Origin of the sequence: Leptospira langatensis, from assembly GCF_004770615.1 — a bacterium.
Taxonomy (GTDB): Bacteria; Spirochaetota; Leptospiria; order Leptospirales; family Leptospiraceae; genus Leptospira_B; species Leptospira_B langatensis.
This window is the reverse complement of sequence record NZ_RQER01000006.1, coordinates 496,565-522,720: the sequence shown is the minus strand read 5'-3', so window position 1 is coordinate 522,720 and position 26,156 is coordinate 496,565. Positions and strand designations below refer to the sequence as shown.

General features: G+C 43.4%; 16 protein-coding genes. 11 read left to right on the top strand and 5 right to left on the bottom strand.

Annotated features, from left to right (window positions below; translation table 11 throughout):
* Positions 1-1,032, bottom strand: coding sequence for an alpha/beta hydrolase (locus EHO57_RS11650; RefSeq protein WP_135644547.1), 1,032 nt, complete (start codon positions 1,030-1,032; stop codon positions 1-3).
* Positions 1,013-2,455, bottom strand: coding sequence for a flavin-containing monooxygenase (locus tag EHO57_RS11645; RefSeq protein ID WP_135644549.1), 1,443 nt, complete (start codon positions 2,453-2,455; stop codon positions 1,013-1,015). Before EHO57_RS11645 ends, EHO57_RS11650 begins: the two co-directional genes overlap by 20 nt.
* A gap of 117 nt (positions 2,456-2,572) precedes the next feature.
* Here EHO57_RS11645 and EHO57_RS11640 point away from each other — a divergent pair, with 117 nt between their 5' ends.
* Together EHO57_RS11640 and EHO57_RS11635 are read left to right on the top strand one after the other, a co-directional pair.
* Positions 2,573-4,291, top strand: coding sequence for a GMC family oxidoreductase (locus EHO57_RS11640; RefSeq protein WP_135644551.1), 1,719 nt, complete (start codon positions 2,573-2,575; stop codon positions 4,289-4,291).
* Positions 4,292-4,374: 83 nt separating this feature from the next.
* Complete coding sequence (locus EHO57_RS11635; protein WP_135644553.1) at positions 4,375-5,307, top strand: type II CAAX endopeptidase family protein; 933 nt, start codon at positions 4,375-4,377, stop codon at positions 5,305-5,307.
* Between the two features lie 7 nt (positions 5,308-5,314).
* Here EHO57_RS11635 and EHO57_RS11630 read toward each other — a convergent pair whose 3' ends face one another.
* Complete coding sequence (locus EHO57_RS11630) at positions 5,315-6,619, bottom strand: hypothetical protein (RefSeq protein WP_135644555.1); 1,305 nt, start codon at positions 6,617-6,619, stop codon at positions 5,315-5,317.
* A gap of 326 nt (positions 6,620-6,945) precedes the next feature.
* On the opposite strand from EHO57_RS11630, the gene EHO57_RS11625 reads away from it, so the two are divergent.
* From EHO57_RS11625 to EHO57_RS11600, 6 genes are all read left to right on the top strand, one after another.
* The gene (locus tag EHO57_RS11625) at positions 6,946-8,403 is read left to right on the top strand and encodes an NAD-dependent succinate-semialdehyde dehydrogenase (RefSeq protein WP_135644557.1); all 1,458 of its coding nucleotides are present in this window, start codon (positions 6,946-6,948) and stop codon (positions 8,401-8,403) included.
* Positions 8,404-8,536: 133 nt separating this feature from the next.
* On the top strand, positions 8,537-11,698 hold the full coding sequence (locus EHO57_RS11620; RefSeq protein WP_135644559.1) for a SpoIIE family protein phosphatase: 3,162 nt from the start codon (positions 8,537-8,539) through the stop codon (positions 11,696-11,698).
* 142 nt (positions 11,699-11,840) lie between these two features.
* The gene (locus EHO57_RS11615) at positions 11,841-13,409 is read left to right on the top strand and encodes a methyl-accepting chemotaxis protein (RefSeq protein ID WP_135644561.1); all 1,569 of its coding nucleotides are present in this window, start codon (positions 11,841-11,843) and stop codon (positions 13,407-13,409) included.
* Between the two features lie 81 nt (positions 13,410-13,490).
* Positions 13,491-16,262: a SpoIIE family protein phosphatase gene (locus EHO57_RS11610; protein WP_135644563.1), complete on the top strand. Its 2,772-nt coding sequence runs from the start codon at positions 13,491-13,493 to the stop codon at positions 16,260-16,262.
* 189 nt (positions 16,263-16,451) lie between these two features.
* Positions 16,452-17,453, top strand: coding sequence for a ketol-acid reductoisomerase (gene ilvC / locus EHO57_RS11605; protein WP_135644565.1), 1,002 nt, complete (start codon positions 16,452-16,454; stop codon positions 17,451-17,453).
* Between the two features lie 129 nt (positions 17,454-17,582).
* Positions 17,583-19,205 carry a caspase family protein gene (locus tag EHO57_RS11600; protein ID WP_135644567.1) on the top strand — a complete coding sequence of 541 codons (1,623 nt, stop codon included), beginning with the start codon at positions 17,583-17,585 and terminating at the stop codon, positions 19,203-19,205.
* Positions 19,206-19,449: 244 nt separating this feature from the next.
* Here EHO57_RS11600 and EHO57_RS11595 read toward each other — a convergent pair whose 3' ends face one another.
* Positions 19,450-19,656 (bottom strand): hypothetical protein, encoded by a 207-nt coding sequence (locus EHO57_RS11595; protein ID WP_135644569.1) that lies wholly within the window; start codon positions 19,654-19,656, stop codon positions 19,450-19,452.
* Positions 19,657-19,819: 163 nt separating this feature from the next.
* Between EHO57_RS11595 and EHO57_RS11590 the strand changes: the two genes are divergently transcribed.
* The 3 genes from EHO57_RS11590 to EHO57_RS11580 all read left to right on the top strand — a co-directional run bounded on the left by EHO57_RS11590 (position 19,820) and on the right by EHO57_RS11580 (position 24,089).
* Positions 19,820-20,053 (top strand): hypothetical protein, encoded by a 234-nt coding sequence (locus EHO57_RS11590; RefSeq protein ID WP_135644571.1) that lies wholly within the window; start codon positions 19,820-19,822, stop codon positions 20,051-20,053.
* Complete coding sequence (locus EHO57_RS11585; RefSeq protein WP_135644573.1) at positions 20,050-21,969, top strand: MutS family DNA mismatch repair protein; 1,920 nt, start codon at positions 20,050-20,052, stop codon at positions 21,967-21,969. Before EHO57_RS11590 ends, EHO57_RS11585 begins: the two co-directional genes overlap by 4 nt.
* A gap of 143 nt (positions 21,970-22,112) precedes the next feature.
* A complete protein-coding gene (locus EHO57_RS11580) occupies positions 22,113-24,089 on the top strand; it encodes an LTA synthase family protein (protein ID WP_135644575.1) in 1,977 nt (658 codons plus the stop codon).
* Here EHO57_RS11580 and EHO57_RS11575 read toward each other — a convergent pair whose 3' ends face one another.
* Positions 24,090-26,153, bottom strand: coding sequence for an AsmA family protein (locus EHO57_RS11575; protein WP_135644577.1), 2,064 nt, complete (start codon positions 26,151-26,153; stop codon positions 24,090-24,092).
* Between the last annotated feature and the right edge of the window lie 3 nt (positions 26,154-26,156).

Genomic DNA, 26,156 nt, shown 5'->3' with positions numbered 1-26,156 from the left:
CTATTTCTTGGAGAATCCTTTCTCTATCCAGCTTGCTATATCGTATAATGCCGCTTTGGCTTTCGGTACTCCTCTCCCCAGATTAAAGAACCCATGTATTAAGGATTCATAAACTTTTAGTTCTACCGGGATTTTTGCCTTCTTCAGCAGCTCTGCATATGCTAAGCCTTCGTCCTGCAATGGATCGAAGCCGGCAATCACCAGATACGTTTGTGGGGAATGAGCCAAAGAACTTTGCTGAAACGGAGTAACTCTCGGGTCAGTGCAATCTTTCGTATTCGGTAAGCTATGTTTTTTAAAATATCGTAATAGATCCCTAGTTAAGGCATACCCATTCGCAAATTCTTCTACACTCTTTCTTTCTTGGATCAGATCGATCCAAGGGTAGATCAATAATTGGAAAAGGGGAAGAGGGATCTTTTCCTTCTTCGCTTGGGTGGAAATAGAAATTGCTAGATTGCCTCCTGCAGAATCCCCTCCCACTGCAATCTTCTTCGGATCCAGTCCGAGCGCTTTTCCGTTTTCTCTTAGCCATTTATATGCGGAGAAGGCGTCTTCCCAAGAAGAAGGATACTGAGACTCCGGTGCGAGTCCGTAGTCCACGGCGAGTATTGCGTGTCCGGAGTTCTTTGCTAAGAACCTAAGAGGTGGATCATGGGAATCCAAATCTCCGATCACAAAACCCCCTCCATGAAAATAGAGAAGGCAAGGTTCTAATGCAGAACCTTGGTTAGAAGAATATAATCTAACTGGAATGCGACCCTTATTGCCTGGGATCGTAAAATCCTCTACTCTAGGAAGATCTATCTTCTCCAAGTCGAATAGTGTCATGATGTCCCGAAAGAGTGCTCTTGCCTTGAGTGGAGGAAGATGCTCCGGTTTCGGTTTGATCTTTGCTAGGACAAGTGCGGCCCGGATCTTGGGATCCAAGATCCGTCCGCGTTTTACATCCTTTCCAAAAATCCGCAGGATCGGGTCTGGAAGGGACAATAAGGCTCGGGCAGCGATCCCCTCAAACTTTTGCCAAAGCACTCTTCTTGGATTTCCTTAGATCTTTTCCATGTCCGTTGGAAGAAGACTTAGTAGTTTGTTTGTACTTTGCCTTTGCTTCGATCGGTAGAGAGTTAGAGGTTTTAGAGGCCCTTTTCTTACCTGCCTTTAACTCCTTCTGCATATAATACAAAAAGTCCTCATAGTCCACTTGCATCGTATGTCTTGCAGAAGACACATAACGTTTCTTCATGGTAGTTTCGTAGTCTTTGATCTGCCTTTGCATTTCGGCGGAATTCGGTAGCAGATAATTTCCAGTCAGGTATTCCGCTAACCATTTCCCTTGGAATTCGGCAAGCGGCATGATCGCTCCCAGAGGTTGATACAATCCTACGAAGAAAAGATTTTTCAGTCCCGGTTTGAATGTCCTATGGAACAGAGGAAGATAATTATCCGGAGCGGAAATAAAATCCGAATGGAGGAATGGAAACTTTACATTGTATCCTGTGCAATAAATGATCGCATCGATCTCTTCCTCAGAACCGTCCGCAAATTTCACTTTGTTTCCGTTGTATTCCTGGATTACGGGCTTGTACTTGATGTCTCCTCTACCCAAGCGAACTAGAATATCTTGGGAGATGGTAGGATGCGCTTCTCCCGGTTTATGATCCGGTTTAGGAAGTCCGAAGTCTTCCATCTTGCCCACTCCGATCTTCAACATAATGCTAAACAAAAACTGTTTGATCCAAAATGGAGTTCCCGGCGGGATCATTTCGGTGGATTTGTCCAAAGGTTTTCCGAAGAGATAGTTCGGAATGATCCAGGCCCCTCTTCTAGAGCTCAGGAATACTTTCTTTGCGACTCCGGGACGGCTTAATTCTACGGAGATATCCATAGCACTATTTCCCATTCCGAGCACGACTACCTTCTTGCCAACTAGGTCGATTGGATGTTGCGGATCCACATAGTCATGTGAGTGTATTATCTTTCCGTTAAATTTGCCTGGAAAATCAGGTTCAGGCCAACGAGGAGACCAGTGATGTCCGTTCGCTACGATCACCGCATCGTAAAAATTCCTGTCTCCTTTTTCGCTGACTACTAGATAGGTCCCATCTTCTTGAGGTTCTACCTTTGCCACTCCATTCTTGAATTTGATGTTCTTGCGAAGTCCAAAGTGATCTACATAATCCAAGAAATATTTTTGTATAGGTTCATGGTTTGGATAATCCGCATACCAATGAGGCATCGGATAATCCTTATATTCCATTCTGTCTCTATGAGTGTTGATATGTAAGGATTTATAGATATTGCTGAGTCCGTTGTCGTTTTTATATCTCCAATTCCCACCTACGTCACTCCCCTTTTCGTAGCAGTCGTAAGGGATGCCTTTGTCTTGCAAAGATTTACAAACAGTGATCCCGCTTGAGCCTGCGCCGATCACGCATACTCTTGGTAACTCTTGCATGAATGTCTCCTTATCATTATGATCGTTATAAAACGATTCTTAGTAGAAGAGTGTGTATGGTCAGAGTCAAGTCCGAAAATAGATTGAGGGAATAAATCAATATGTTTAGGTCTGACTATGACGAACGAGAATGAGAGAACAAACGTTCATTTTGATTACGACTATGTCATTGTTGGATCCGGATTTGGCGGTAGTGTTTCTGCTATGCGACTTAGCCAAAAGGGCTACTCGGTGTTAGTGATCGAATCAGGTAAGAGATGGACTGCTAAAGATTTTCCTAAAACGAATTGGTCCGTTCATAAATATCTTTGGATGCCTAGACTGGGTTTTTATGGGATCCAAAGATTGAATCTTTTAAAGGATTTCTTTCTTGTAAGCGGCGCAGGTGTGGGAGGAGGTTCTCTTGTTTACGCGAATACTCTCTATGTTCCTTCCGATAAGACGCTGAATCATCCGACTTACCGAAAGATCGGAGGAAAGGAAGGGATGCTTCCCTTCTATGGGGTCGCCTCTAGAATGTTAGGCGTTACTAAAAATCCTAAGCTGGACGAATCGGACCAGATACTAAAAGAGATCGCAGAAGATATGGGAAGAGGAGAAACATTTACTCCGACCCCTGTAGGTGTTTTCTTTGGCGAAAAGAGCGGACAAACCGTCCGAGATCCTTACTTTCAGGGAGAAGGTCCTGAGAGAACTACCTGCAATTTCTGCGGAGGTTGTATGGTGGGTTGTCGTTTTAATTCTAAGAATACATTAGATAAAAATTATCTATTCTTTGCAGAGAAGTTGGGAGCTCAAGTCCTTGCCGAGACTAAGGCAATTGATCTGGTCCCACTGAATGAAAATGGAGAAAGAGATCCGAATGCCAGTGGAAAATTCGGATATGAGCTCAAGACCAGATCGACGACCGGTTGGTTCGGTTCTCCAAAGAGAACGTTTCGGGCAAAGAATGTGATCTTATCCGCTGCAGTGATGGGAACAGTTGGTCTTCTCCTTCGCTCCAAAGAGAATGGAAGTATGACACGTCTTTCTCCTCGTCTTGGGGATAATGTTCGTACGAATAGTGAGACTGTGCTTGCAGTTTCTAAATTCGGAAAGGACGTGGATTTTTCCAGAGGAGTGGCAATCACTTCTTCCATTCATCCGGACGATCACACTCATATTGAGCCTGTAAGATATTCCAGGGGTTCTGATTTCTTTGGGACCTTAGCGAGCGTGCTCACCGATGGAGGAGGAAAATTTCCCCGTTCTTTAAAGTACTTCTTCACCATGCTTGTTCATCCATTATATTTTTTGAAAGCATCTTGGCCTTTTGGTTTTGCGAAGAATTCTTTGATCCTTCTCGTAATGCAAACCTTGGACAATAAGGTAAAACTCGTCCGTGAAAGAAGAATGGCCTGGCCTTTCGAGAGATCCATGACCTCGGCCTTAACCGAAGGAGAAAAGACTCCTTCTTATATTCCGATCGCAAATCAAACTGCTCGCAAGATCGCGAAGAAGATCGGAGGATTTCCTCGTAGTTCTTTGAACGACGTACTTTTGAACGCACCGATCACCGGTCATATCATGGGCGGTTGTGTGATGGGCTCCGATCCGGAAGAAGGTGTGATCGATTTCGAGAATAAAGTATTCGGGTATCGAAATCTGAGAGTGTGCGATAGCTCCATGATCCCAGTGAATCTCGGCGTGAATCCCTCCTTATCGATCACAGCAATGACGGAAAGGGCAATGTCCATGATCCCTCCCAAATCGGACCAGATTCATATCTTTGAATTCGAGAAATCGTTCGGGATCGGTTCTATCGTATTCCCCGAAAAAGCAAAACTCTCTAGATAAAGTCTCCTCTAAAACGATGGACTCCTAGTAGAAGAAAAGAATTATCTCCGAATAAAGCTCGATAAGAGTTTCGGAGATAGGTCTTGTCTTTATTGAAAGAAAGTTTAAAGGATTTTTTTCAGACTAAGAGGGATTGGTTTTCCTTTGCCGCTGTCCTTCTTATTTTTATAACCCTTTGGGCTTTGAACTATCGTTTTATTTTTGTTCCTACGATCTTCGTAACCTTGAAGGATCAGCAAGAGGCCCTTCTTCTTTTCTTCTTCTTGTTTTATTCTTTAGGAGCTCTGATCATCTATCCGATCTCGCTGGCCCTATATGGAAAACTAAAAGAATGGAAGAGTGCATTTCCATTTGTCCTGGGAGTTGTGATCGTTCTTGCATTGGTAAGTTCCGCAAGATTCAAAGATACTAGTGTGTTTTCCTTCTTGGAAGCTTCTTCCGTTCGACCTGCGATAATGTCTTTGAATTATCTGAGCAATGTATGTATCTATGGGGTTATCCCTCTTTTCTGGATCTGGAAAAGTAAAGATTCGGATAGATTTTTGGGATTAAATGTAGGTTCGAAATGGGGAGAGATCATCCTTCTTCTTGGATTGATGATCCCTGTGATATTGGTTGCTTCCTTCTCCGTTTCTTTTTTGGCGTATTATCCTCGATTTGCGAATCGCTTGCCGGACGGTTATTTGGATTATCCTCCGATGGTTTGGATCCTGGTCTTTGAGATTGCGTATGCACTCGGCTTTGTAGCCCTCGAGACTTTCTTTCGGGGATTCATGGTTTTGCCTTTTTCGGATCGTTTTGGAAGTAAACCTGCGGTCTTAGCGATGGCTTTCTTGTACGGGCTTTTGCATTTTACTAAGCCCTCTTTCGAGGCCCTGGGATCTTTTTTCGGGGGATTCGTATTAGGCATGATCTCCTATAGAACGAGATCGGTATATGCAGGAATTATAATTAATATCGGGGTGGCTTGGGCCATGGAGCTTGCAGCCACCCTTCAATTCTTATATTTGATGTGATCTTGTTTCAAATACGGATCGTGTATCCGATATTATAGAAGAAGATCATATGCACGATATGCTGTTGTTGATAATGGTCCACTAAGCTTCTTTGCACTGCCGGGTTGGTAGACAAAGAATTCAAGTAATTGACGATCAGTTCGTTCTTGTATCCGAAAGCCTTAGAGGGATCCACAGTCAATCCATCGTTCGGATTATTATCCGCATACATCCCGATATTCGGCGTATATGTGCCGTTATCCACAAGTGCTGGAGTTGCCCTGTACATCATATTCGCTGCAAAGAAGAATTTTCCATAATCGAATTGGAGCCTAGGGCTGACGTCGCTGATCCCTTTTTTCCGATCGATATTATCGTTCACTTCTGCATAACCGACTACCAAGCTAGGGGTAATACGGAAAGTCTCTCCCTTGAAAAATTCGTGGCCTAGGCTCAAACGATAGTTATGAGTTCCCTGGAAGACCCCGCCAAAGTCGTTTAACATTTTATTGTTAATGGAGATCGTAGGGCTCAACCATTCCCAGAACGGAGCCTTCCATCCGATCACCCAATATCCTCTCATCGCATAACCTGGTTGGTTTTGGTTGATGAATAAGAAACCTGCGGAGAAGGTCCCGAGTCTCGTCTCATGATCGTACATCGCTCTAGTAAACAGATAATCATAGAGACCGTTCTGCTCTTTGCGGGTTTTTACCTGGTTCGGATCATACTGTAACTGTCCGGTTGCCAAAGATTTATTTACTAGATCGGATTGATCCGGTCCTCCCGGAGTGGATTGCATTCTTAGATCTGAATCCGTATTGCTTCTGTCTACCATCGGGTTCATCATGGTTAAACCAAGTTTAAACGCTTTAGGTAAACCTAATAGTTCTACGCTCGTAGTCAGAAAGTAGGCTTGGTAGAAATCCTTATAAGAGGTTCCATTCCTTCTTGCCTGGCGTTCCCCGAATAGATCGGAACCTTGAAAGGCACCATCGTTGGAAACAGATTGGGAAAGCAGAATAGAATGCTCCGGTAAGGTATCGACCGGAGTTTGAGGCTTCACGGCTCCTGTTGGAACGCTTTCGTCTGTAGTCAACTCAGGAGTTGTGTCCGGACGATCTTCTGTGATCTGTTTGATCTTGTCTTTTCGAACTCGAATAATGACCCCATCCAAGCTCACGAACTCTAACTCTGTTTCGGTTTCTTTTTGGATGGTGACTTTTTCGAAAACTCTACCTGATGCGGTGCGGATGGTAACTCCTAAAAGTTCTCCTAAGCCGCTTGTAGAGACGAAGAGGATGAACGTTAACGTACCTATACTTCTTCTCATGTAACCAATATTTTTTGAAGTATCCGTAAATTCAATTCACATACACGAATTCCCTACTTTCTATAAAAAATAAAATTCCTGATTAATAGGTCCTGAGAGAGTAATATGCAAGAAATTCAGAGAAATATGCAATGAATGAAAATACGGATCGAATGCTATCGATAGGATCGATCTTACAATTCGATCACAGTTCCTTCTTTTACTTCTTGAGAGAAGCATAAATGAACATGTGTTAATCAAGGAAATCCGTTTGTGAAAAGACTGGACGAAATCAAAAAACGTTTACTTCTCTTTGGATTAGATAGAATCAATTAGGATAGTTTAAAATGAATCCTCTAAATTTAGCCCAAGCATCCTTATTTCGAAACAGCAATTTTTATTCAGGACAATGGAAAGATTTTTCCAATACCATTTCGGTTCAGGATCCTTCTAACGGAAAGGAGATCGGTGCAATCCCTGATCTTACTGCAGAAGAGGTTCGGAGCGCGATTCAATTTGCGGAGAAGGCGCAAAAGACTTGGTCCAAAACCCTTCCCAAAGAAAGAGCGAAGTACTTGCGTAACTGGGCCAATTTAATGCTCCAAAATAGAGAAGACTTAGCGAAGATCATGACTTTGGAGCAAGGAAAGCCTCTATCTGAATCCAGAGGTGAGATCGATTATGCTGCTTCTTATCTGGAATGGTTTGCAGAGGAAGCAAAGCGTACTTACGGAGATATCATTCCCACTCATAGAAAGGAATTAAGACTTTTGTCTTGGAAAGAACCTATCGGCGTAACAGGTATCCTGACTCCTTGGAATTTTCCTTCTTCTATGATCACTCGTAAAGTGGGTCCTGCTTTAGCCGCGGGTTGTGTCGTGATCTCTAAGCCTTCCGAATTGACTCCGTATTCTGCAATTGCTTTGGCAGTACTCGCACAAGAGGCGGGTCTTCCTCCTGGAGTCTTCCAAGTAGTCACAGGAAGGCCGGAGGTCATCGCAGATGAATTCTTGGATAATCCGAGTGTGAAGAAGATCAGTTTCACAGGTTCCACGCGAGTAGGAAAGATTTTGTTGGAAAGATCGGCAAAGCAGATCAAAAGGATCTCTTTGGAGTTGGGAGGGAATGCTCCTTTTATCGTATTTGCGGATGCGAATCTGCAAGAAGCGGTAAAAGGAGCGATCGCATCAAAATTTCGTAATACAGGACAGACTTGCGTTTGTGCGAACCGTTTCTTGGTCGAGGAAAAGATCGCAGATGAATTCGCATCCAAGCTTTCCGAAGAAGTCTCTAAGTTCAAGGTAGGGAACGGTTTCGAAGAAGGTGTAAACCAAGGGCCTTTGATCCATTCCGCTTCTCTGCATAAAGTGGATTCTCATGTAAAAGACGCGTTGCAAAAAGGAGGAAGGCTTTGGGTCGGAGGAAAATCCCATTCTCTCGGAGGGAACTTCTACGAACCTACAGTGATCTCGAATGTTTCAGAAACCTCTATTTGTTTCCAAGAAGAAACATTCGGTCCCTTAGCTCCGATCCGTTCCTTTAAAACGGAAGAAGAAGCTCTTCAGATCGCAAATGCAACGTCCGTCGGATTGGCATCTTATCTCTATACAAACGAACCTGCTAGGATCTGGAGAATGACCGAATCCATAGAAGCGGGAATGGTTGCGGTTAACGAGGGGATCTTGTCTACAGAACAGGTTCCATTCGGAGGAGTGAAAGAATCAGGTATCGGCAGAGAAGGCTCTAAATATGGGATTGAGGCGTACCAGGAAATCAAATATATCTGTTGGGGCGGCCAAGTATAAGTTTGGATCCTAGAATCGTTTTCTTTTGTTAGTTTTTCGGGAAAGATTTCGTCTTCTCCCTTCTGGATTTTTGGGAAATTACATTTTTCCTTGACGAAGAGCTTTCTCCGTTAATTTTCAAAGGCTGCCTTTTATGGACCCTCTTTATTTCAATTTTTATTTCTTCGGATCCTTACTCGCGTCTCTATTCTCTCTTTATGTATCATTCTTCTTTTTGACGATCAAGGACGGAAGTAAGGCTGCCTTTCATTTAGGAGTGTCTAGCTTATCCACCACGATCTTTCATCTCGGATATGCGATCGCATTCTGTTCTGCGGAAGATTGGACGATCTTTCACAGATGGATCGTAATTCCTTTCCCGATGATCGGGTACACTCAGTTATTCATCTTCTTCTTCTACTTTCCGAATCCAAGAAGGGTTAAGCTTGGAAAGATAATATATGTTCTTCTGTATGCGGGAGTGCTCACAACCGCCGTTTTCTATATTATTCTTTCCTTAAAATCCACAAGAACCTTCGTGATGGGAAGTCATTACTGGGAATTCGAAACCCATTTATTCTATAAGATATTCTCTTTACTTGTATTTCTGTACAATGCGATCTTTCTAATAGCGGCGATTTGGAGAGCGATTGTAGAAAAAGGGGCGGAGAGAAGATCGGTCATCTATATTACTCTAACGTATATTATCATCACACTCTTTCCTGGGATCACAAACGCATTAAGTAGAGAAGGTACCGTATCTAGAGCAGTGTATCAACAGACTGCGGACATTCTTCTCGTATTAGGACTCTTCTTAATTCTGATCGTTTATGTAAACGCAACCAAGGAAAGGACTACTATTCTTAGCCGGATCGTAGGCGTGAGTATGGCCACTTTCTTTTTGGCTTTTCAGTTGGTAGGATTTACGATCTTGAACGGATACGATTCTTCCTTTGACCTGATCAAGAGAGAAGAAGCTAAACTGACTGTCTTTCACGAAGAAGAACCTCCTGGCTTTGCATATCTGATCTCTTACGATCCGAAAGAAGATAAATTCCTGACTGAAAGAGGATTCAAGGATCTTCGATCCGATGCAGAAGACAGGTTAGAGCTTCGATTCTTTTATATCGCTCGCAATCTCACTCGTTTAGGAAATCTTCCCGCAAAACAAAGATGGGAAACATCCAAAGCCATCTTGGCTGAGGCTCCTAAAGAGTTTTACGCGTACCAAGAAGGACTTCGTCAATTTTTGGAATCCAAGGAAAACGCGAACGTTTCCGATGCGGATGTCTTGGACTTCTTTCGGTTCCTGAACAAAAAACTGAAAGTAGTGAAGAGTAAATTCTCTCACTTACCGAATAAGTCGGATTCGCCGGCAGTGGAGAAATTACTCGTTGCAAAGGAAGTCGGTCTTTCCGGCATCCTGGAAAAGGTTAAGGCCAAGGTAGACCCAGAACTAAAATCGGGAACCTCCGGATCCGAGATCAGTAAAGTGGTGCTTCCTCCTTTAGCTCCTATCTTAGAAGTGGGAGAAAGGATCTATCGAGGGACCAAAACTTATTCGGTTGGCGATGAGAAGCCTCAATACTATGTTTCTTATTTAGTTGTACATCCGGAGAGCGGAAAGATCTACGAAGTTGGTTTTACATACAAATCCTATCGTGCATTCATCCACGATCCTTCTTTAGTCTTGGTAGGATGTTTACTTGCGGTGATGTTTGTGATCATCGTGGGATTCAGGTTCTTCTTCCAAAACGCCTTGGTAAAACCCATGGACGAGGTGGTTGTGGGATTGACCGAGGTCAACTCAGGCAATTTGGAATACAGATTGGAGCCAAGAGTAGAAGATGAGATCGGATTTATCGCTCGTTCCTTCAACCGAATGGCTCGCTCTATCCAGGCTGCTCGCAAAAGGCTGGAGCAATACGCAAACGAACTGGAAGAAAAGGTGAAAGAAAGAACCAAGGAATTGGAACAAACCTTGGGAGAAGTGCAGGAACTCAAGCAGCAACAGGACGGGGACTATTTCTTAACCTCTCTTTTGATCAAGCCTTTGGGCGCAAACAAAGCAGTCCAAGAAAACGTTAAAGTGGATTTCTTAATGGAGCAAAAGAAGAAATTCACTTTCAGAAGATATCATGACGAGATCGGTGGAGACTTAAACATCTCCAATCATATCGAGCTGAAAGAAAGATCGTACACTGTTTTCTTAAATGCAGACGCGATGGGAAAATCCATGCAAGGAGCCGGCGGAGCTTTGGTCTTAGGCGCAGTCTTTGAATCTATCATCGAGAGAACTAGACTCGCGGAGGCGATGAAGAACCAGTCTCCGGAGAGATGGCTCAAGAACGCATTCACTGAGCTTCATAAGGTCTTTGAGAGTTTTGACGGGTCCATGCTTGTTTCTTCCGTGATGGGTCTAGTGGACGATGAGGTTGGAATATTATATTTTATTAATGCAGAGCACCCTTGGACTGTTCTGTATCGGGATGGGATCGCTAGTTTTATAGAAGACGAGCTGATGTTCCGAAAACTCGGGACCACAGGTATGGAAGGAAGGATCTTTATCAAGACTTTCCAATTAGAACCTGGGGATATCATCATAGCAGGTTCGGACGGACGGGACGATATTCTGATCGGAACCGATTCGGAAGGCGGACGGATCATCAACGATGACGAAAAACTCTTCCTTTCTTTAGTAGAAGAAGGAAGAGGGGATCTGCAAGGGATCTATAACTCTATTTTGTCGAAAGGCCCGCTTACGGACGACCTTTCTTTGATCCGACTTTCCTTCAAAGAGACTACATCCGAGCTAAGCCATCAGGATGAGCAAAAATTAAAGATCAAAGATCTATTGCGCAGAGCCAAGGAAACTTCTCAAAGCAAGGATATAGAAGAGGCGATCGCTTATCTAGAGGAAGCGGAGAATCTGGACAGTCGGATTCCGGAAGTGAAGAAGAACTTTATCAAACTCTTCCTTAAGCTCAAGGATTACTCTAAAGCGGCTCATTATGCGGAAGATTATTTGAATATCAAACCTGTTGATAAGGAAATTCTCTATGTTGCGTCCTTTGCAGCCAGAAAGGCAGGGCAACTTAGAAAGGCATTGGATTTCGGAGAAAGGTTAAGACTGAGAGAACCGGATCATTTCAAAAATCTAATGAATCTGGCTCAAATATATATCGCATTAAAGAATTATGAACGAGCGATGAGCATGGTCCAAACCGCGCTCCATTTAGAGCCGAATAACGAGGCGGTGCTACGTATTCGGGACGTGCTAAGAAAGAACTGGAATCCGAAAGACGAAATCAATTGATTACACATTGATAATGATCACGTTACCTTTCTTTTGCTATAGATTTTCCATGATTTGATATCCGAAAAAAGATCGATTTATTCTCTGTTTACCCGTCTTGAATACTAAATCATAAATAAATTTCCAAGCGGGCTATTCTTAGATGGAAACACGTTCCGAAACAGAAAAAATCCTAGGCCAAGGGCCGATCACGATCAACCGGATCCGGCTCGGACTTACTATTCTGTACTTCTTATCCATAGCCATGGGCTATAAAAGAAGTACGTTCTTGCAAAATACTCTGTATATAATCGGGACAAGCGTCATGGTCCTTTATGTGACGTATTCCTTCCTAAAGAATCGATTTGGAACGGGCGTCTCTCCGCTTCTCGCCAAGGTATTCATCATTGTGGATGTATTCGTTCTTTGTTTGGTGATGGTGGGTGCCACATCGGAGGATGTGAAGCTTTCCTCAAATATCATCAAGCAAGTGGTATTATATACAATTAACGTTATTTATATTATCTACGCCGGATTGCTCTTATCTCCTCGGTTCGTTTATATGGTGGGATTCTCTACCGTGCTTGCACAGACATTAGTAGTGGTCAATGCGGCGCATACGGGAGTGATGTTCTCCGAGGACAGCCAGCTTTCCATCACTCCGGGGTATGCATCCATGTCGGAGCAGATCACTAAGATGCTCTTCCTATTCACCGTATCCTTTATAGTGGTCGCAGTGATCAAGATCTTCATTCGATTGAAAAATGTTGAGGAAGAAAAATCACAGGCAATGGAAAAATCCAGAATAGATCTGGAAGAAGGAAAAATCCGGATGACCGAGTCCGCAGTTTCCTTAAGAGAGAATTCAAAAAAACTAAAGGACTTCTCGGAAGATCTTTCGGAAGTAGTGAGCAGTCATGCCGCATCTTTCGAACAGATCAGTTCTACGATGGAGGAATTCTCGGCTCAAACGGAGCAATCTGCAAATAAGGTTTACGATCAATTCGGAAAGATCGAGAACCTGCTGGGCGAAAGTCGCAATCTGAATACTTTGATCGATCGTATTTCCGGACATTCTTCCGATCTGGACAAGAATATGGAAATTGTTCTGGATGCAGGAAAGGCAGTAAGCCAATTCGTGGACGGTCTGAGAACTTCACTCGAATCTTTGGGAAGTTCCTTCCGATCTGTGGGAGAAGTAAACCAGATCATGTCCGATGTAGCGGATAGAACGAATTTACTTTCTTTGAACGCCTCGATCGAAGCGGCTAGAGCGGGTGTAGCCGGGAGAGGTTTCGCGGTAGTCGCTACCGAGGTATCCAAACTCGCAGAAAGCAGTTCCGAAAACGCGGATCGGATCTCTAAGATCATCAACGAGAGTACTAAGTACGTTCAAGACGGACAGAAATCAGCTCATACTGCCAGTGAAAAAGTGAGAGAGCAAGATAACCTATTCTTGAACTTCCTAGAAAGCTTTAAGCAACTGAATCAGCTGTTGAACGAACAGAAAATCGTAAACGATCGCTTTTTGAACAGCCTCGCTTCTTTAAGAAATCTTTCTTCAGATATTGAAACTGCTTCCAAGGAGCAATCCGTAGGCGCCAGCGCGATCATGACTTCGGTCTCTTCTTTACAAAGTTCCATGGAGTCCCTTTTGCATAAGAGTGAGATGCTTTCCGAGACGATCAAGACCCTGGAGATGGAAGCCCAGATCCTTGCCTCCCAAGGATGATCGCTAGGTTGGCAAAAATCCGGTTTATTCCTTACGGAAAAACCTTGAACTCTAAGGATAAGGGATTAGAAAAGTCGCTCCATGGTTTATTTTAACTCATGGGCGATCTCCTCGCTCATCTGTTCCATTTTTACATTCGTAGTTTTCGCCTTTTTAGCCGGTCTTAGGAAGAAGGCGAATTATACTAGCGCATTCCTGCTTTTATTCTTCCTGGTCTTTTTGGTAAATTTCGGGTTCTTTCTCTCCGCGATCTTTCCTTATCCTTTTGCCTCCTATCATAGAATGCTTACCGGTTTCGGTGCCCTATTCGGAAGCGTCTTTCTCTGTATATTTGCCTATCTGTATCCTAAGAACGAGAATCCAAAGGAGACAAAGTATGTGATCGGGACGTTGATCTCGATCTCGGTTCTTACGATCATATATTCCTTTTATCAGATCTTAACGAACCGTCCTAAATTCGATTTCACAGGGCAGATCTATACTTACCCGCAAAAGGTCGGGAGCATTCTTGCGATCTTCCTTTTGGTCTTTACTTTTATCATGATCGTTATCCAGGTCAGAAAGTTGATCCGGGCAGAGAAGGAAGATAGAAAACCTCTCTTCCAAATATCATTGGGAATGATCGTCACCTACTTGGTGCCTATCGTTTCGAATCTCTTATTGAGAGAAGGTGTGATCACTTTCAATATTTTCCAACAGCTGTACGTTGGCTTTATGATCTTAGGGTATTTCACGCTGATCATATTATTCATTAATAATACAGTGGATAAGACTTCCTTTATGACAAAGATCGTAGGGATCACCGTAGCGACTTGTTTGGTATTTGCGCAAGGGTTCTCTACGGTAGTTAATCTCAAGAACGAAAGTTTCTTCGATGAGATCAGCTTAAAAGAAGCATTAACCTATTTGAATACAGGAAGAACGGAAGGCTCCTCTATCGCATATATAGTTTCCCTTTCCGATTCTGCTAGCAAGCCCAAGCTTCTGGTTAAAAATCAGGGAGTAGAACCCAACCTAAGTGTTTCTCAAAAGGATATTCTGGAAAATACTAAGTCGGAGAATTTTTCGAAAAGAATATCCACGATAAATTTCCCTAAAAATGCACGGGAAGATTACGTTCCGTCTGCGAAAGACTTATTCTATTCTTATTATATTCGGGATGAGGTCGGGCAAAGGACTCTGCAGGTCGCGTTCCCTTATCTGTATTATCGGAAATTCCTAGACGATACGAATCGCTGGATCGTACTTCTCATCGTCAGTCTTGTATTTGTGATCCTGGTCTTATTTCCAGTATTCTTCAATCGAAGCTTGGTCCGTCCATTGAACACACTGATCAGCGGGGTCGGAGAAGTAAATTTAGGAAATCTATCCGTTCGCATTCCTGTACTTGTGCAGGATGAGATCGGTTATTTGAGCGATTCGTTTAACAAAATGGTGGGAAGTATTCTAGAAGGAAAGACTCAACTGGAAGAATATGCTGATACCTTAGAGGAAAAAGTAGAAGCAAGAACAAGAGAAGTCACCGAGAAAATGGAAGAGATCCATGCTCTCAAGGTGCAGCAAGACGGGGATTACTTCCTGACTTCTCTCTTAAGCAAACCATTGATGACGAACTGGAATCGTTCCGCTCAGATCACTACGAACTTTTATATAGAGCAAAAGAAGAAATTCATATTTAAGAATAAGGAATCGGAGATCGGAGGAGACATCTGCATTAGCGGGAATCTTCTATTCGGGCCGGAAAAAGAGAAATGGACCATGTTCCTGAACGGGGACGCGATGGGAAAATCCATGCAGGGAGCCGGTGGAGCGATCGTACTTGGGACGGCAATGAACAATATCATGGCCAGGTCCGCGAGTAAGGGAAAGGTGCTGAACGTTTCTCCCGAGGAATGGATCCAAGAAGCCTATCGAGAATTGGACGATATCTTCCGTACTTTCGACGGAGTGATGATGGCCTCTGCGATCTTGGGGGTGCTCAACGATAGAACGGGAAAGATGTACTATTTCAACGCGGAGCATCCTTGGGCGGTGCTGCTTCGGGATGGGAAGGCCTCTTTCCTAGAAAGCGAATTAACTTTACGTAAACTAGGCTCGCCTACCGAAATGAGCTTTAAGATCTTGGAGTTCCAACTTTCTCCCGGAGATGTCCTTTATATAGGCTCCGATGGAAGGGATGATATCAATCTTACGGAAGATGGGGTTTCCTGGGTGATGAACTCCGACGAGAATCTATTCTTAAAAACGGTCGAAGACTCTAAAGGAGATTTGGACACACTCGTGGCTAAGATCCACGGATTGGGGGCCTTGTCGGATGACCTCTCTTTGATCCGGATCGGGTTCCAAGAACAATTGGCTCCGAACCTAGAAGAGACAAAGGCCGAGATTTCCGAATCTGCTCTTCGCAAATACGCGGAAGCGAAGGCGCTGTTACAACAGAAAGAGATAGGGACCGCGATCGTTCTCTTAGAAGAAACTATAGAAGCTTCTCCCAATTTCAAACCGGCATCTAGACTTCTAGGGCAAGTCTATTATGATCGAAAAGAATATGCATTTGCTTCTCGCTGGTTCGAGAAATATCTAGAAGAAGATCCGGATTCCCCCAATATTTGGTTTTTGTTATCCGTTTGCTACAAACATATGAAGGAATACGATAAAGCCGGGGTTGCTGCGGAGAAGGTCCGAATCTCTCAGCCTCATCGTCTGGCAAATCTGATCAATCTAAGCGATAACTACAGGCTTCTAGGTCGCTTCTCTCAGGCTCGTTCCGTTCTAGATTCGGCTCAATCCATCGATGGAGAGAACCCAGGAGTAAGAAAGTTGGACGAGCTCTTGAAATCGAAGGGCCACTAAGTAAATTTAGATTGTGGAATGGGCCATTTCACAATGTTTTGTAAAAACGACCCTTTAGAAACCGGTTCGACTCCCGTTTTCAGATCGTTGCCCGTCCTTCGGACGAGATAGAGGCTTTCTACATTAAGTCTCATTTAAAATCATAGGGCGATCTAAAGGTTCCAAAGGTAGAATCAGAGGTACCATACCATGGCCAATTTATACTACGATAAAGATACGGATCTTAACGTATTAAAAGGAAAGACCATCGCCGTAATCGGATACGGAAGCCAAGGTCACGCACAAGCTCAGAACATGAAAGATTCAGGGCTCAAGGTCATCATCGGTTTGAAAGAAGGATCCAAATCCAAGAAAGAAGCTGAAGAAGCTGGTTTCGAAGTGTATTCCGTTTCCGAGGCTGCTAAGAAAGCTGATATCATTCAAATTCTCGCTCCGGATGAGATCCAAGCGGATATCTATAAGGCGGACATCGAGTCTAACTTGAAAGAAGGAGACGCTCTGGTCTTCTCTCACGGATTCAATATCCATTTCGAATTCATCCAACCTCCTAAGAATGTAGACGTTTACATGGTTGCTCCAAAAGGACCAGGACATCTAGTCCGCAGAGTATATGTAGAAGGTGGCGGAGTTCCATGCTTGATCGCCATTAATCAAGATGCAACCGGAACAGCAAAGCAAAGAGCTCTGGCTCATGCAGCCGGAGTAGGCGGCGGAAGAGCAGGTATATTAGAAACTTCTTTTAAAGAAGAAACTGAGACTGACCTTTTCGGAGAACAAGTAGTTCTTTGCGGTGGTCTTTCTAACCTGATCATGGCAGGATTCGAGACTCTTACCGAAGCAGGTTACGATCCTGAGATCGCTTACTTCGAGTGCTTGCACGAAGTAAAACTCATCACTGACCTGATCTATGAAGGTGGCTTGGCTCGTATGCGTTATTCCATCTCTGGAACTGCTGAATACGGAGATTATGTTTCCGGACCTCGTATCATCGACGCTGGAGTAAAAGCTCGCATGAAAGAAGTTCTGAACGATATCCAAAAAGCAAACGGTTCTAAGTTTGCTAAAGCTTGGATCGCAGAGACAAAAGCAGGTTATCCTGAGTTCAATAAAATGAGAGAAAAGAATGCCGGTCACCCGATCGAAGCGGTCGGTAAAAAATTACGCGGCATGATGAAATGGCTGGGTAAATAAGATCTATTTCATCTCAAAGCAACGAAAGAAAAGGCCGGAATTTTCCGGCCTTTTTTGTTAGTAGGCAAAAAAATAATGACAAAGCTTTTGTTTTTGCTATTTTGAGACACCCAAGCCAGGAGGCTCTGATTGAAATCCTTATTTTCCATAATCGGAATTTCTCTCTTTTTGTTTTCCAGTGATGTTTTCGCACAGAAGAGGCTAGGCCTAATCTTCGGATCCAATTACCAAGGGAACAAGGCGGGAATTCCCGAGTTAAATCTTTGTGAAGCGGATGCAAAATACCTACACGATGAGATTAGGCGTGTAGGGAAATTCGACGATATCAAGATCGTTTTAGGAAAGGACGTAACCAAGGACAATATCCAACGCGAGATCAAAGCGATCGCGTCCAAGGCTAAGTCGGATGATACCGTATTCTTATATTTTTCCGGACATGGGGCCTTTCAAAGGGATGAAAAAGCCAAGAACGGAATGAGAAACTTGATCATTTGCTATGATCGTCCTCACTTGTCAGACGACGAGTTGAACGATTATCTCGCTGGGATCAAATCTCCAAAGACAGTTTTCGTTTTTGACTGCTGCTTCTCCGGAGGGATCGCTAAGAAAGGAAAGGCCACGAGAGGTTCCGCTCCTGTCCCAATTCCACAAGGTAGCGATGGAACCGTTAAACAAGATTCCCAAGATTTCTATTTTCAAGATAAAGCCATTATTTCCAGTGCGGACGATAACCAAACTGCGATCGAAGTGGGTGGCACGATTAATCATGGTATCTTCACTTACAATTTTGGAAGAGCCTTGTCCAGTGCGGACTTGAACCAGGACGATGTAGTCACAGCTCTCGAAGCATTCTTCTCATCTAGGGATGAGACTGTGGCTATGGCCAAGAAATTCGATCATGAGCAAGTGCCTCAGATTTCGGGTAACGCATCTGGTATCTTCCTCGCGGGGGAAAAGAAGCCGGATCCTCCTAAACCTATAGAGCCTGTTAAACCGCCGGTAAATCCTACTCCTGTACCGGATGTAGATCCACCTAAGCCTCAACCGGAGACTCCAGTGGTTACTAACCAAGAGCCTCCTGTGGTTCCTACGAATCAAAAAGGGGATCTGGTGATCAAGACCACCATTATCCAAGACAGAGCGTACGGAGTTTCGGATCTTCCTCCTGATATTCGTTTAACAACAGGGAAGAAGAGAGTGGGCAATCGTTCGATCCGAGTTCTTATCGACGACAAAGAAGTGGATAAGACGATTTCCTCCGAAGTCTCCAATTATTGGGGAGCAGTTAAGAAGATGGGGAAACTCATTCCCGGAGCAACTTACACTCTCACTGTAAAAGGAGTGCCTGCAGGTGTTCATAAGGTGACCATCCAAGCGGACGATTATCCTGAGATCCAAAAGACCCAGGCAGTGATCCCGAATAAGAGAAACGAGTTGGAAGTGGTAACTTCTATGAGCGGTTTCGGAGCAATCCGCGGCAAGGTCTTCTACCGTACCTTGGACAACCCCGTATTGAACCAGCCTATCTATATGCCAACGATCACCAGTGTGACCGGGATCCAAAAGTTGAACACGGATCAAAACGGGAACTTCTGGTTTACGAACCTGAAACCGGGAGAATACGAGCTCAAAGCTTCCTTTGCGGAAGACTTGAACTTGAATAACTCCAATATCGTGGTCCGTGAAGGAGAAGTTACGGAAGTGGATGTGATCCTGAACGTAAAACTACCTTCTACCAAAACAAAATATTAAGATCAAAAATAGCTGATCTTAATAAGGCCTCTCGATAGCTCGAGGGGCCTTTTTGTTTCTATACGTTCCAGTAGGCGTATGTTTAGAGAGGAACAGCTTTCATTCTGCTGCGCTTAGAATAGATCGGTAAGGACTCGTCAGTGATTGGAATATCGATTAATGGATTGGAAGAAGGATAGGAAATCTGAGATGGGATCTCCGCTCTACCTTGGGCTAAAAGGTAGAGAAGAGCTCTGGTTTGGGTTTAGTCTTTTTGAAAATTGTTCCATTGAGTGGAATTGATCCTTTTTTTCCGGATTTCCACTAAGATCTTCATTTGTTTTCTATTTAAAAGGTTTCTTGCATTTAAGCCGAATTCAGGAAGAACTGTATCGTTCGTGAGATTGGCAAAGGTCTTTCCGATTTTTGCGAAAGAACTCCGCAGGTCCGGATCCATTTCTGGATATATCATAAATCGCCTCCGTGCGACCCATTTGGGGTGAAAAGAAGGAGAAGGTTCCGTTTTCCATCCTTGGAAGGAAGCTTTCTCCCAAACTGTACTTCGGGAACTTGCGAAAATACTTGAGATATTTTTTTCTTGTACGAAAAGAAAGTACGGAGTAAATTCGGTTATAATGCAGATCCGACTGGAAAATAAAACCGGTAAAAGATCGGGTCGTTTCGTCGTGTACGAGTACGGCACAGATCTATTCGGCTATGTCTATGTGGATAAATTCCGCGGTCGAGACAGAGGCAGAATGGTTTCCAGATGGTTGATGCAGGATTTGGGTTCTCTCGTTCGACTTTTAGATCACGAGATCTATAAAAGAGAGACCGAAAACTACGAAAATGTTACCTTAGCAGTATGAAAACCCTCAAAAGGGTTGATCGACTCGATCGAAATATTTCCCGCCTAGACTGGATCGTTCGAAAAGAAGAATCCACTTTATCCTATCTTTCCGCATTTCGTCTTATCGCTTTCCTTGGTTTTATTGCTTGGGTCGTTGGAGTATATTTGCTTCGTCTCGATTCGGAACTGTTCTATTTGCCTGCCATTCTGATACTCGCAGGTTTCTATAAACTTCTCTCTCTTTATCAAGACCATAAGGATAAGATCAGAAGATCCAAGATTTGGATCGATCTTCTAAAGACCCAAAAGGCACGCATTCTTTTGGATGCAAGATCGTATCCGAAAGTTAAGAAGGAATATTATAAAAATCTACTATTAAGCTCCGATCTTCCTTCTTGGACCAAAGATCTGGATTTTTTGGGCGAGAAGGGCATCTTCTCTAGGATAGATACTACCGTACTTCCGAAGGCAAATTCTGGGTTCTTGCATTATTTCTGGGATAGATCCGAAGAAGATCGGATCCGAGCCCGACAATCTGCGGTCCAAGCTCTTTCTTCGAAAGAAAGAACTGCCCAAAAGCTTCTCAGGCAATTGAGATTGTATGAAGCTTCCTTCCCCGCTCGCAAAGAAGGAGAAGAAGAAAAGCTTCCTTCTTATATTCCAAAATTCAAGGGCCTCTCTGCGGAACAATCGGATACGGAGAAACAGGATTTTCCATTTCATTTATTTACGGACCGGCCGACCGATTTTTGGACAAATGCGTTAGGGAAATTCGGTAGTACGATCCGTTTCTTATTTCCGATCTGGGTCGTACTCGTTTGGATCATCGTACTTGGCAGTTTTCTATTCGACCAGACCTGGGGATTCGGATTTTTCTTATTAAACCTTTCCTTCTTCGGGTTCTATAGAGGCATCTCTCTGAAGATGATCCGGCCGATCGCAGAAGACTCCGAGACCTTAGGTGAATTGGGTAAACTTTTATCTTATCTTCGCTCCGCTAACTTGGGTTCAGTCCGAGGTGAGGTTTATCTATCGAACTGGACCCAAAAGGGTTTAAGAAGCTACTGGAAGAGATTGCAAAAGATAGCTGACCTTGCCGCATACACTCAGTCTCCTTTGGCTCATAGTTTATTGAACGTCTTATTCCTATTCGATCTTTGGGTCTGGAGAAGATATGCTAATTGGTGGAAAGAAAAAGGAGAATCCGTTCTTTCCGCATTCGAAGATCTGGCCGAACTGGATTCCTTATTGCCTTTGGCAAACTTAAAGTGGATTGAGCCGGATTTCAGTTTTCCTATATTAGAAAAAGAAAATAGTCCTGAAGCATTGATCAGTGCCAAGGACTTAGTGCATCCTCTGATTCCTTCCGATAAGAGAGTGGCGAATGACCTGGATCCAATGTTTCCTGGTAAACTTCTACTTTTGACGGGCTCTAATATGTCAGGCAAGACTACCTATCTACGAGCCTTAGGGATTTCGGGCATACTTGCGATGGCCGGAGCTCCCGTTCCTTCTTCCGAATTTAAGACGCCAATCCTAGAAGTATATACGAGTATCAGAAATGAGGACTCGGTCGACGAAGGGATCTCGTTTTTCTATGCGGAGGTCCGGCGATTAGGCAGCATTTTACAGGAAGTCTCGGATAAAAGTCGAGCTCGTTTGGTACTCTTAGACGAGATCCTAAAAGGCACCAACTCGAGAGAGAGGACGATCGCTTGCAAGGGGATCCTCAACAAGTTAAGAGAATATAATGTGTTCGGAATGATCACAACCCACGACCTGGAGTTGGCCGACCTGCCTGACCTTTCCTTATTCCATTTCAGAGAAGAGATCAAAGACGGAAAAATGACCTTCGATTATAAAATACGATCAGGAGTAGTTCAATCCAGTAATGCTTTGGAAGTGCTACGATTAGAAGGTCTCGATCTAAACTGATATAGCTCTTCTCTTATCAAATTCGTACCTTGGTCGCCATTAGAACACAATCGGATCACCGATTCAGAAGTTTTCACATAAGTTCGAATTCGTTTTTGTCTTGCCCCTGAGACTCATGATGAAAACTAATAAATTAATTCAGAATGAATAGATATAGATTACCAACGAATCTTAAATTGATCGGAGGATATGCGGTCTATTTCGAACTGATCCTCATCATATATAAAATTGCTTTTCTTTGGGTCTATGCATATCGCTTAGAAGGAGCAACCGCAAGCGAGGTTCTGCTTGCGATCCTAGTCGGATTTCGCTTCGACATCTCCGTGATCGCAATGCTCTTAGGTCTGTTTGCGTTCTTGTCCTGTCTTCCGTATTTAAATCGTTTCAAATTCTTTTATTTTATCTGGGGTTATTTTCCGATCTTGATCGGTATTTGGCTTATCTCTCACCTGATTGCTGATATCGTTTATTTTGAAAATGCTAACAAACATATCGGATACGAGGGTTTCGTATTCATAGGCAAGGACATGGGAGTGATCCTGAAGTCCGCCTTTGAAAACAATCCGTTCTTAGCGGTGCTTGCCTGCCTGCTTCTTTTGGTCTTTCTTCCCTTATCAACAGTCCTATTCTTAAGATACAATCCGTATAGATACAACCCGCAGAATTGGAAACGGGACAGTTTCCTATCCTTTGCTATCTTGGTAGTGGTCATATTTGCGATCCGAGGTGGGGTGCAAGAAACTCCTTTAAGAGCAAGCAACGCAATTGTCTCCGGACATTCTTTCGTAAATAATATCGCTTTGAACGGTGTCTTCACATCTATTATGGATTTGAAGAGCCAATCCGTTCCGAACTATCTTAAGATCGAAAAAGAAGAAGCGATCCGTATTGTTCAGGAAGAAGTTTCTTACGAAGGAGCGGAGTTTGTAGGAAAGAAATATCCTATGCTTAGGAAGCAAAAGGAAACGAATCCCGGCAAGCCTCCGAATATCGTTCTTATCCTTCTGGAAAACTGGACAGGTAAGTTTATAGATCCGATCGGCGACGGAAAGATCTCCGGAAAAGAACTTACTCCTAATTTCAATCGACTCCTTCGTAGAGGAAGATTCTATACTCGCTTCTTTGCTTCCGGTGGAAGAACGACTAATGGAATGATGTCTATCTTGACCGGATTTCCCGATAGACCGGGGCTGACTGTGGTCCGTACTCACCAAGTATTGGGAAATTTCTCAGGCTTAGGAAATATTTTCAAGGATCTAGGATACGAAACATTCTTCGTGACCGGAGGAGATCTGAGTTTCGATAATAAAGCGACTCTCATGCCTCATTGGGGATTCGATACTGTTCTTGGTCAGAAAGAGATAGCTACATTCAATAAATTTAAATTAGGTGCTTGGGGTTACGACGACGCAGACGTTTTGCAGGTTTTGCACGACAAGATCTCCCAATCCAAGAAGCCTTTCTTGGGAGTTTCTCTGACTCTCTCTACTCATTATCCTTATAGAGCTCCGGATCCTAAGTTCAGGATCTTCGGGGAGGATGAAAGAGACTTCGAATATTTGAACGTATATCATTATGCGGATTGGGCCATCCATGACTTCATGACTCGCGCGGAGAAGTCCAATTACTTCGATAATACGATCTTCGTTTTTGTAGCGGATCATACTCACCATAGATATTTGGATTATTACGAGGATAGGAATATTCCATTCTTGATCTACGCTCCCGGCAGGATACAACCTGCAATTGACAATCGCAATTCTTCTCAATTGGATGTGATCCCGACGATCTTAGGCTTAGTGGGAAAGGAAACCTACTTCTCAGCCATGGGCCGCAATCTTCTCGTACCTAAAAGAACAGAATCCGCGTACTTTGCTTATGGGAACTTGATCGGTTGGATCGAATCGAATTTATTCTATATACATTTCGTGGATGGAAATAGAAATCTGAAGTACTCTGCAATCGGACCAAGGGGAGAAGTCACTCTTTGCGAAACGGATCCTAAGATCTGCGACTCTCATTTTCGTAAAGCAGGCTCTTTCTTGAATTTAAGTCACGATTTGATGAACCAAAATTTGATCTTTCCTACGAAAGAAGAGATCCAGAAAAAGGATTTTTGATCATTTCTCTTTTTGCTTTTTCGGATCCGGCTCGGAACTTCCACCGCCAAAGAGTCCTGTAACTCCGTCCCAAAGATCTCTCACATATTCTCCGATCACAGAGCCCGCTACGCCGCCAGCATAAGGGCCGCCTAACGGAATGAGATACGGTCCTAGCAGTGTCATTCCTGTATAAATGCTTCCCAACCAGATCGGGTCGACGTACGGAATACTTTTGCCAAAGGTGCCTGCGTATATAATAGGAACATGGAGTCCTCGACCCAAGTATTTTCCTCCGAGCCGAAGATGCAGTCGCATATCGATCTTCTTGTCGAAGCCTAGGCTTCCTCTTCCATCCACGTCCATTCCGCTATCTGCGATCTCTAGCTTCAAGTTGGGGAAGAACATCTGATTTCCGGAAACCTTTACATCCGACTTGAGGGAAGTGAACTGCAATTTTCTTCCATCCACTCCTTTCAAAGCGATCAGTTTTCCCACAGTATTTAAGACCGGGATCATGAAGTTCGCGTAACCTAGAAGTTCACCGTTTTGCACAGTAAGGCTCCCGACTCCTTTCATATTTGCAAACAATTCCGTGACCGCGTCCTTGGAACGATCTTTGATGAATGTTTCGAAAGAAAACCAACTGGACAGCTCGCCGATCATTACTCTTTCCGAAACGTACGGTAAAAGGACCCGATCCACTTGTAAGCGATGGGCGTCTCCCTCTACCTCGATGCGAGGGATCATAGGGTAGATCTTTGCTTTCCCGATGATCTCTCCGTTGTAGATATAAGCATGGAATTTCGGAATAGAAATCATCGGATCCACATACTTAGCTTCTAAACTGATGTACGGAAACCTATGTTTGAATGCGAATAGGTTGTTGAACTCTCCGGTAAAATAGAAAATTCCCGGAGGACTGTCCTTATCGAAAAGATCTTCCTTGACTTGGAAGAGTTTTGAAACCTTTAGAATATTATGATAATCCCCATATTCCGATTTGATATAGAACTGTCCTAAACTTCTATTTTTCCAGTTTACGCTACCTTTTGCGTTTACCTTGGCCACCCCTTCCCAAAGAGCCTCTACGAAAGGAAATGCGATCTTCTTTTGGATCGGATCCAGATCGAAATCTGCGTTTAATTTTATATTCCCAAATGGCAATCCGCCTTTATATGCCAAATCCTTGATCTGGTTCCGAAGCTTGAAACTGAGTTCGTTCCCTTCTTCTTTATAGACCTCTATTCGTCCGGAGACTTTTGTCTTGGAAAAATCGGCCAAAGGGAATACGAAGAATAGATCCCTAAGAAGGGAAAGAGAGAGGTCTTCGATTTTCAGAACGACTGAGAACTTTACCTTCTCCCAATTTACCGGGAATTTTAAAAGAGCTCCGGAAAGTTCCAGATCTATAGGTTGATCGTCTATGGAACCGTTGAACGTAATATCAAGATCCGTTTCATAGAAGGAAACGGATGCTTTGGACTTATTGAAATAAACCTTATAATTTCGGTCGTGATTATCTTCTCTGTATTCCAGAGTAAAATTATTTACTTCTAGGTTTTTCAATGCCGCAGAAATAAAATCGCTAGCGCTGAGCCCGATCTTCGAATTTACGTCGTCTAGAAGTATAGTAACGTTTGTTTTGGTTTCTTTCTTCTTCTGTTCATCCTTTAAATATTCATGAAGATCAAAGGAGCCGTCCTTTCTACGTTGCAAATAGAGAGAGCCACCGTTGATGGAAATATCCCTGATCTCTATCTTTCTTTTCAGAAGTCCAAACCAAGAAATATCTATATCGACTTTGTCGCTTACAGCGATGAGGACTGAGTTCTTTCTGATCTCGATCTGATCTAGTTCTATTCCTGGAAATGGAAAAATATACAGATCGGATTGGGCGACTTGGATATCAAGCCCTGTTGAACTCCTGAGCTGATCTAGTATGAATTCTTTATATACTTCCTTCTTCTCTACGAATGGAATATAGATAATCAGAGCAAATATTAAAAAGAAAAATGCGATAATCGTAATATATCGGATCCTCTTTTCTTCTAAATAACCGCTGATTACGTCCCAGGAGCGCATGGT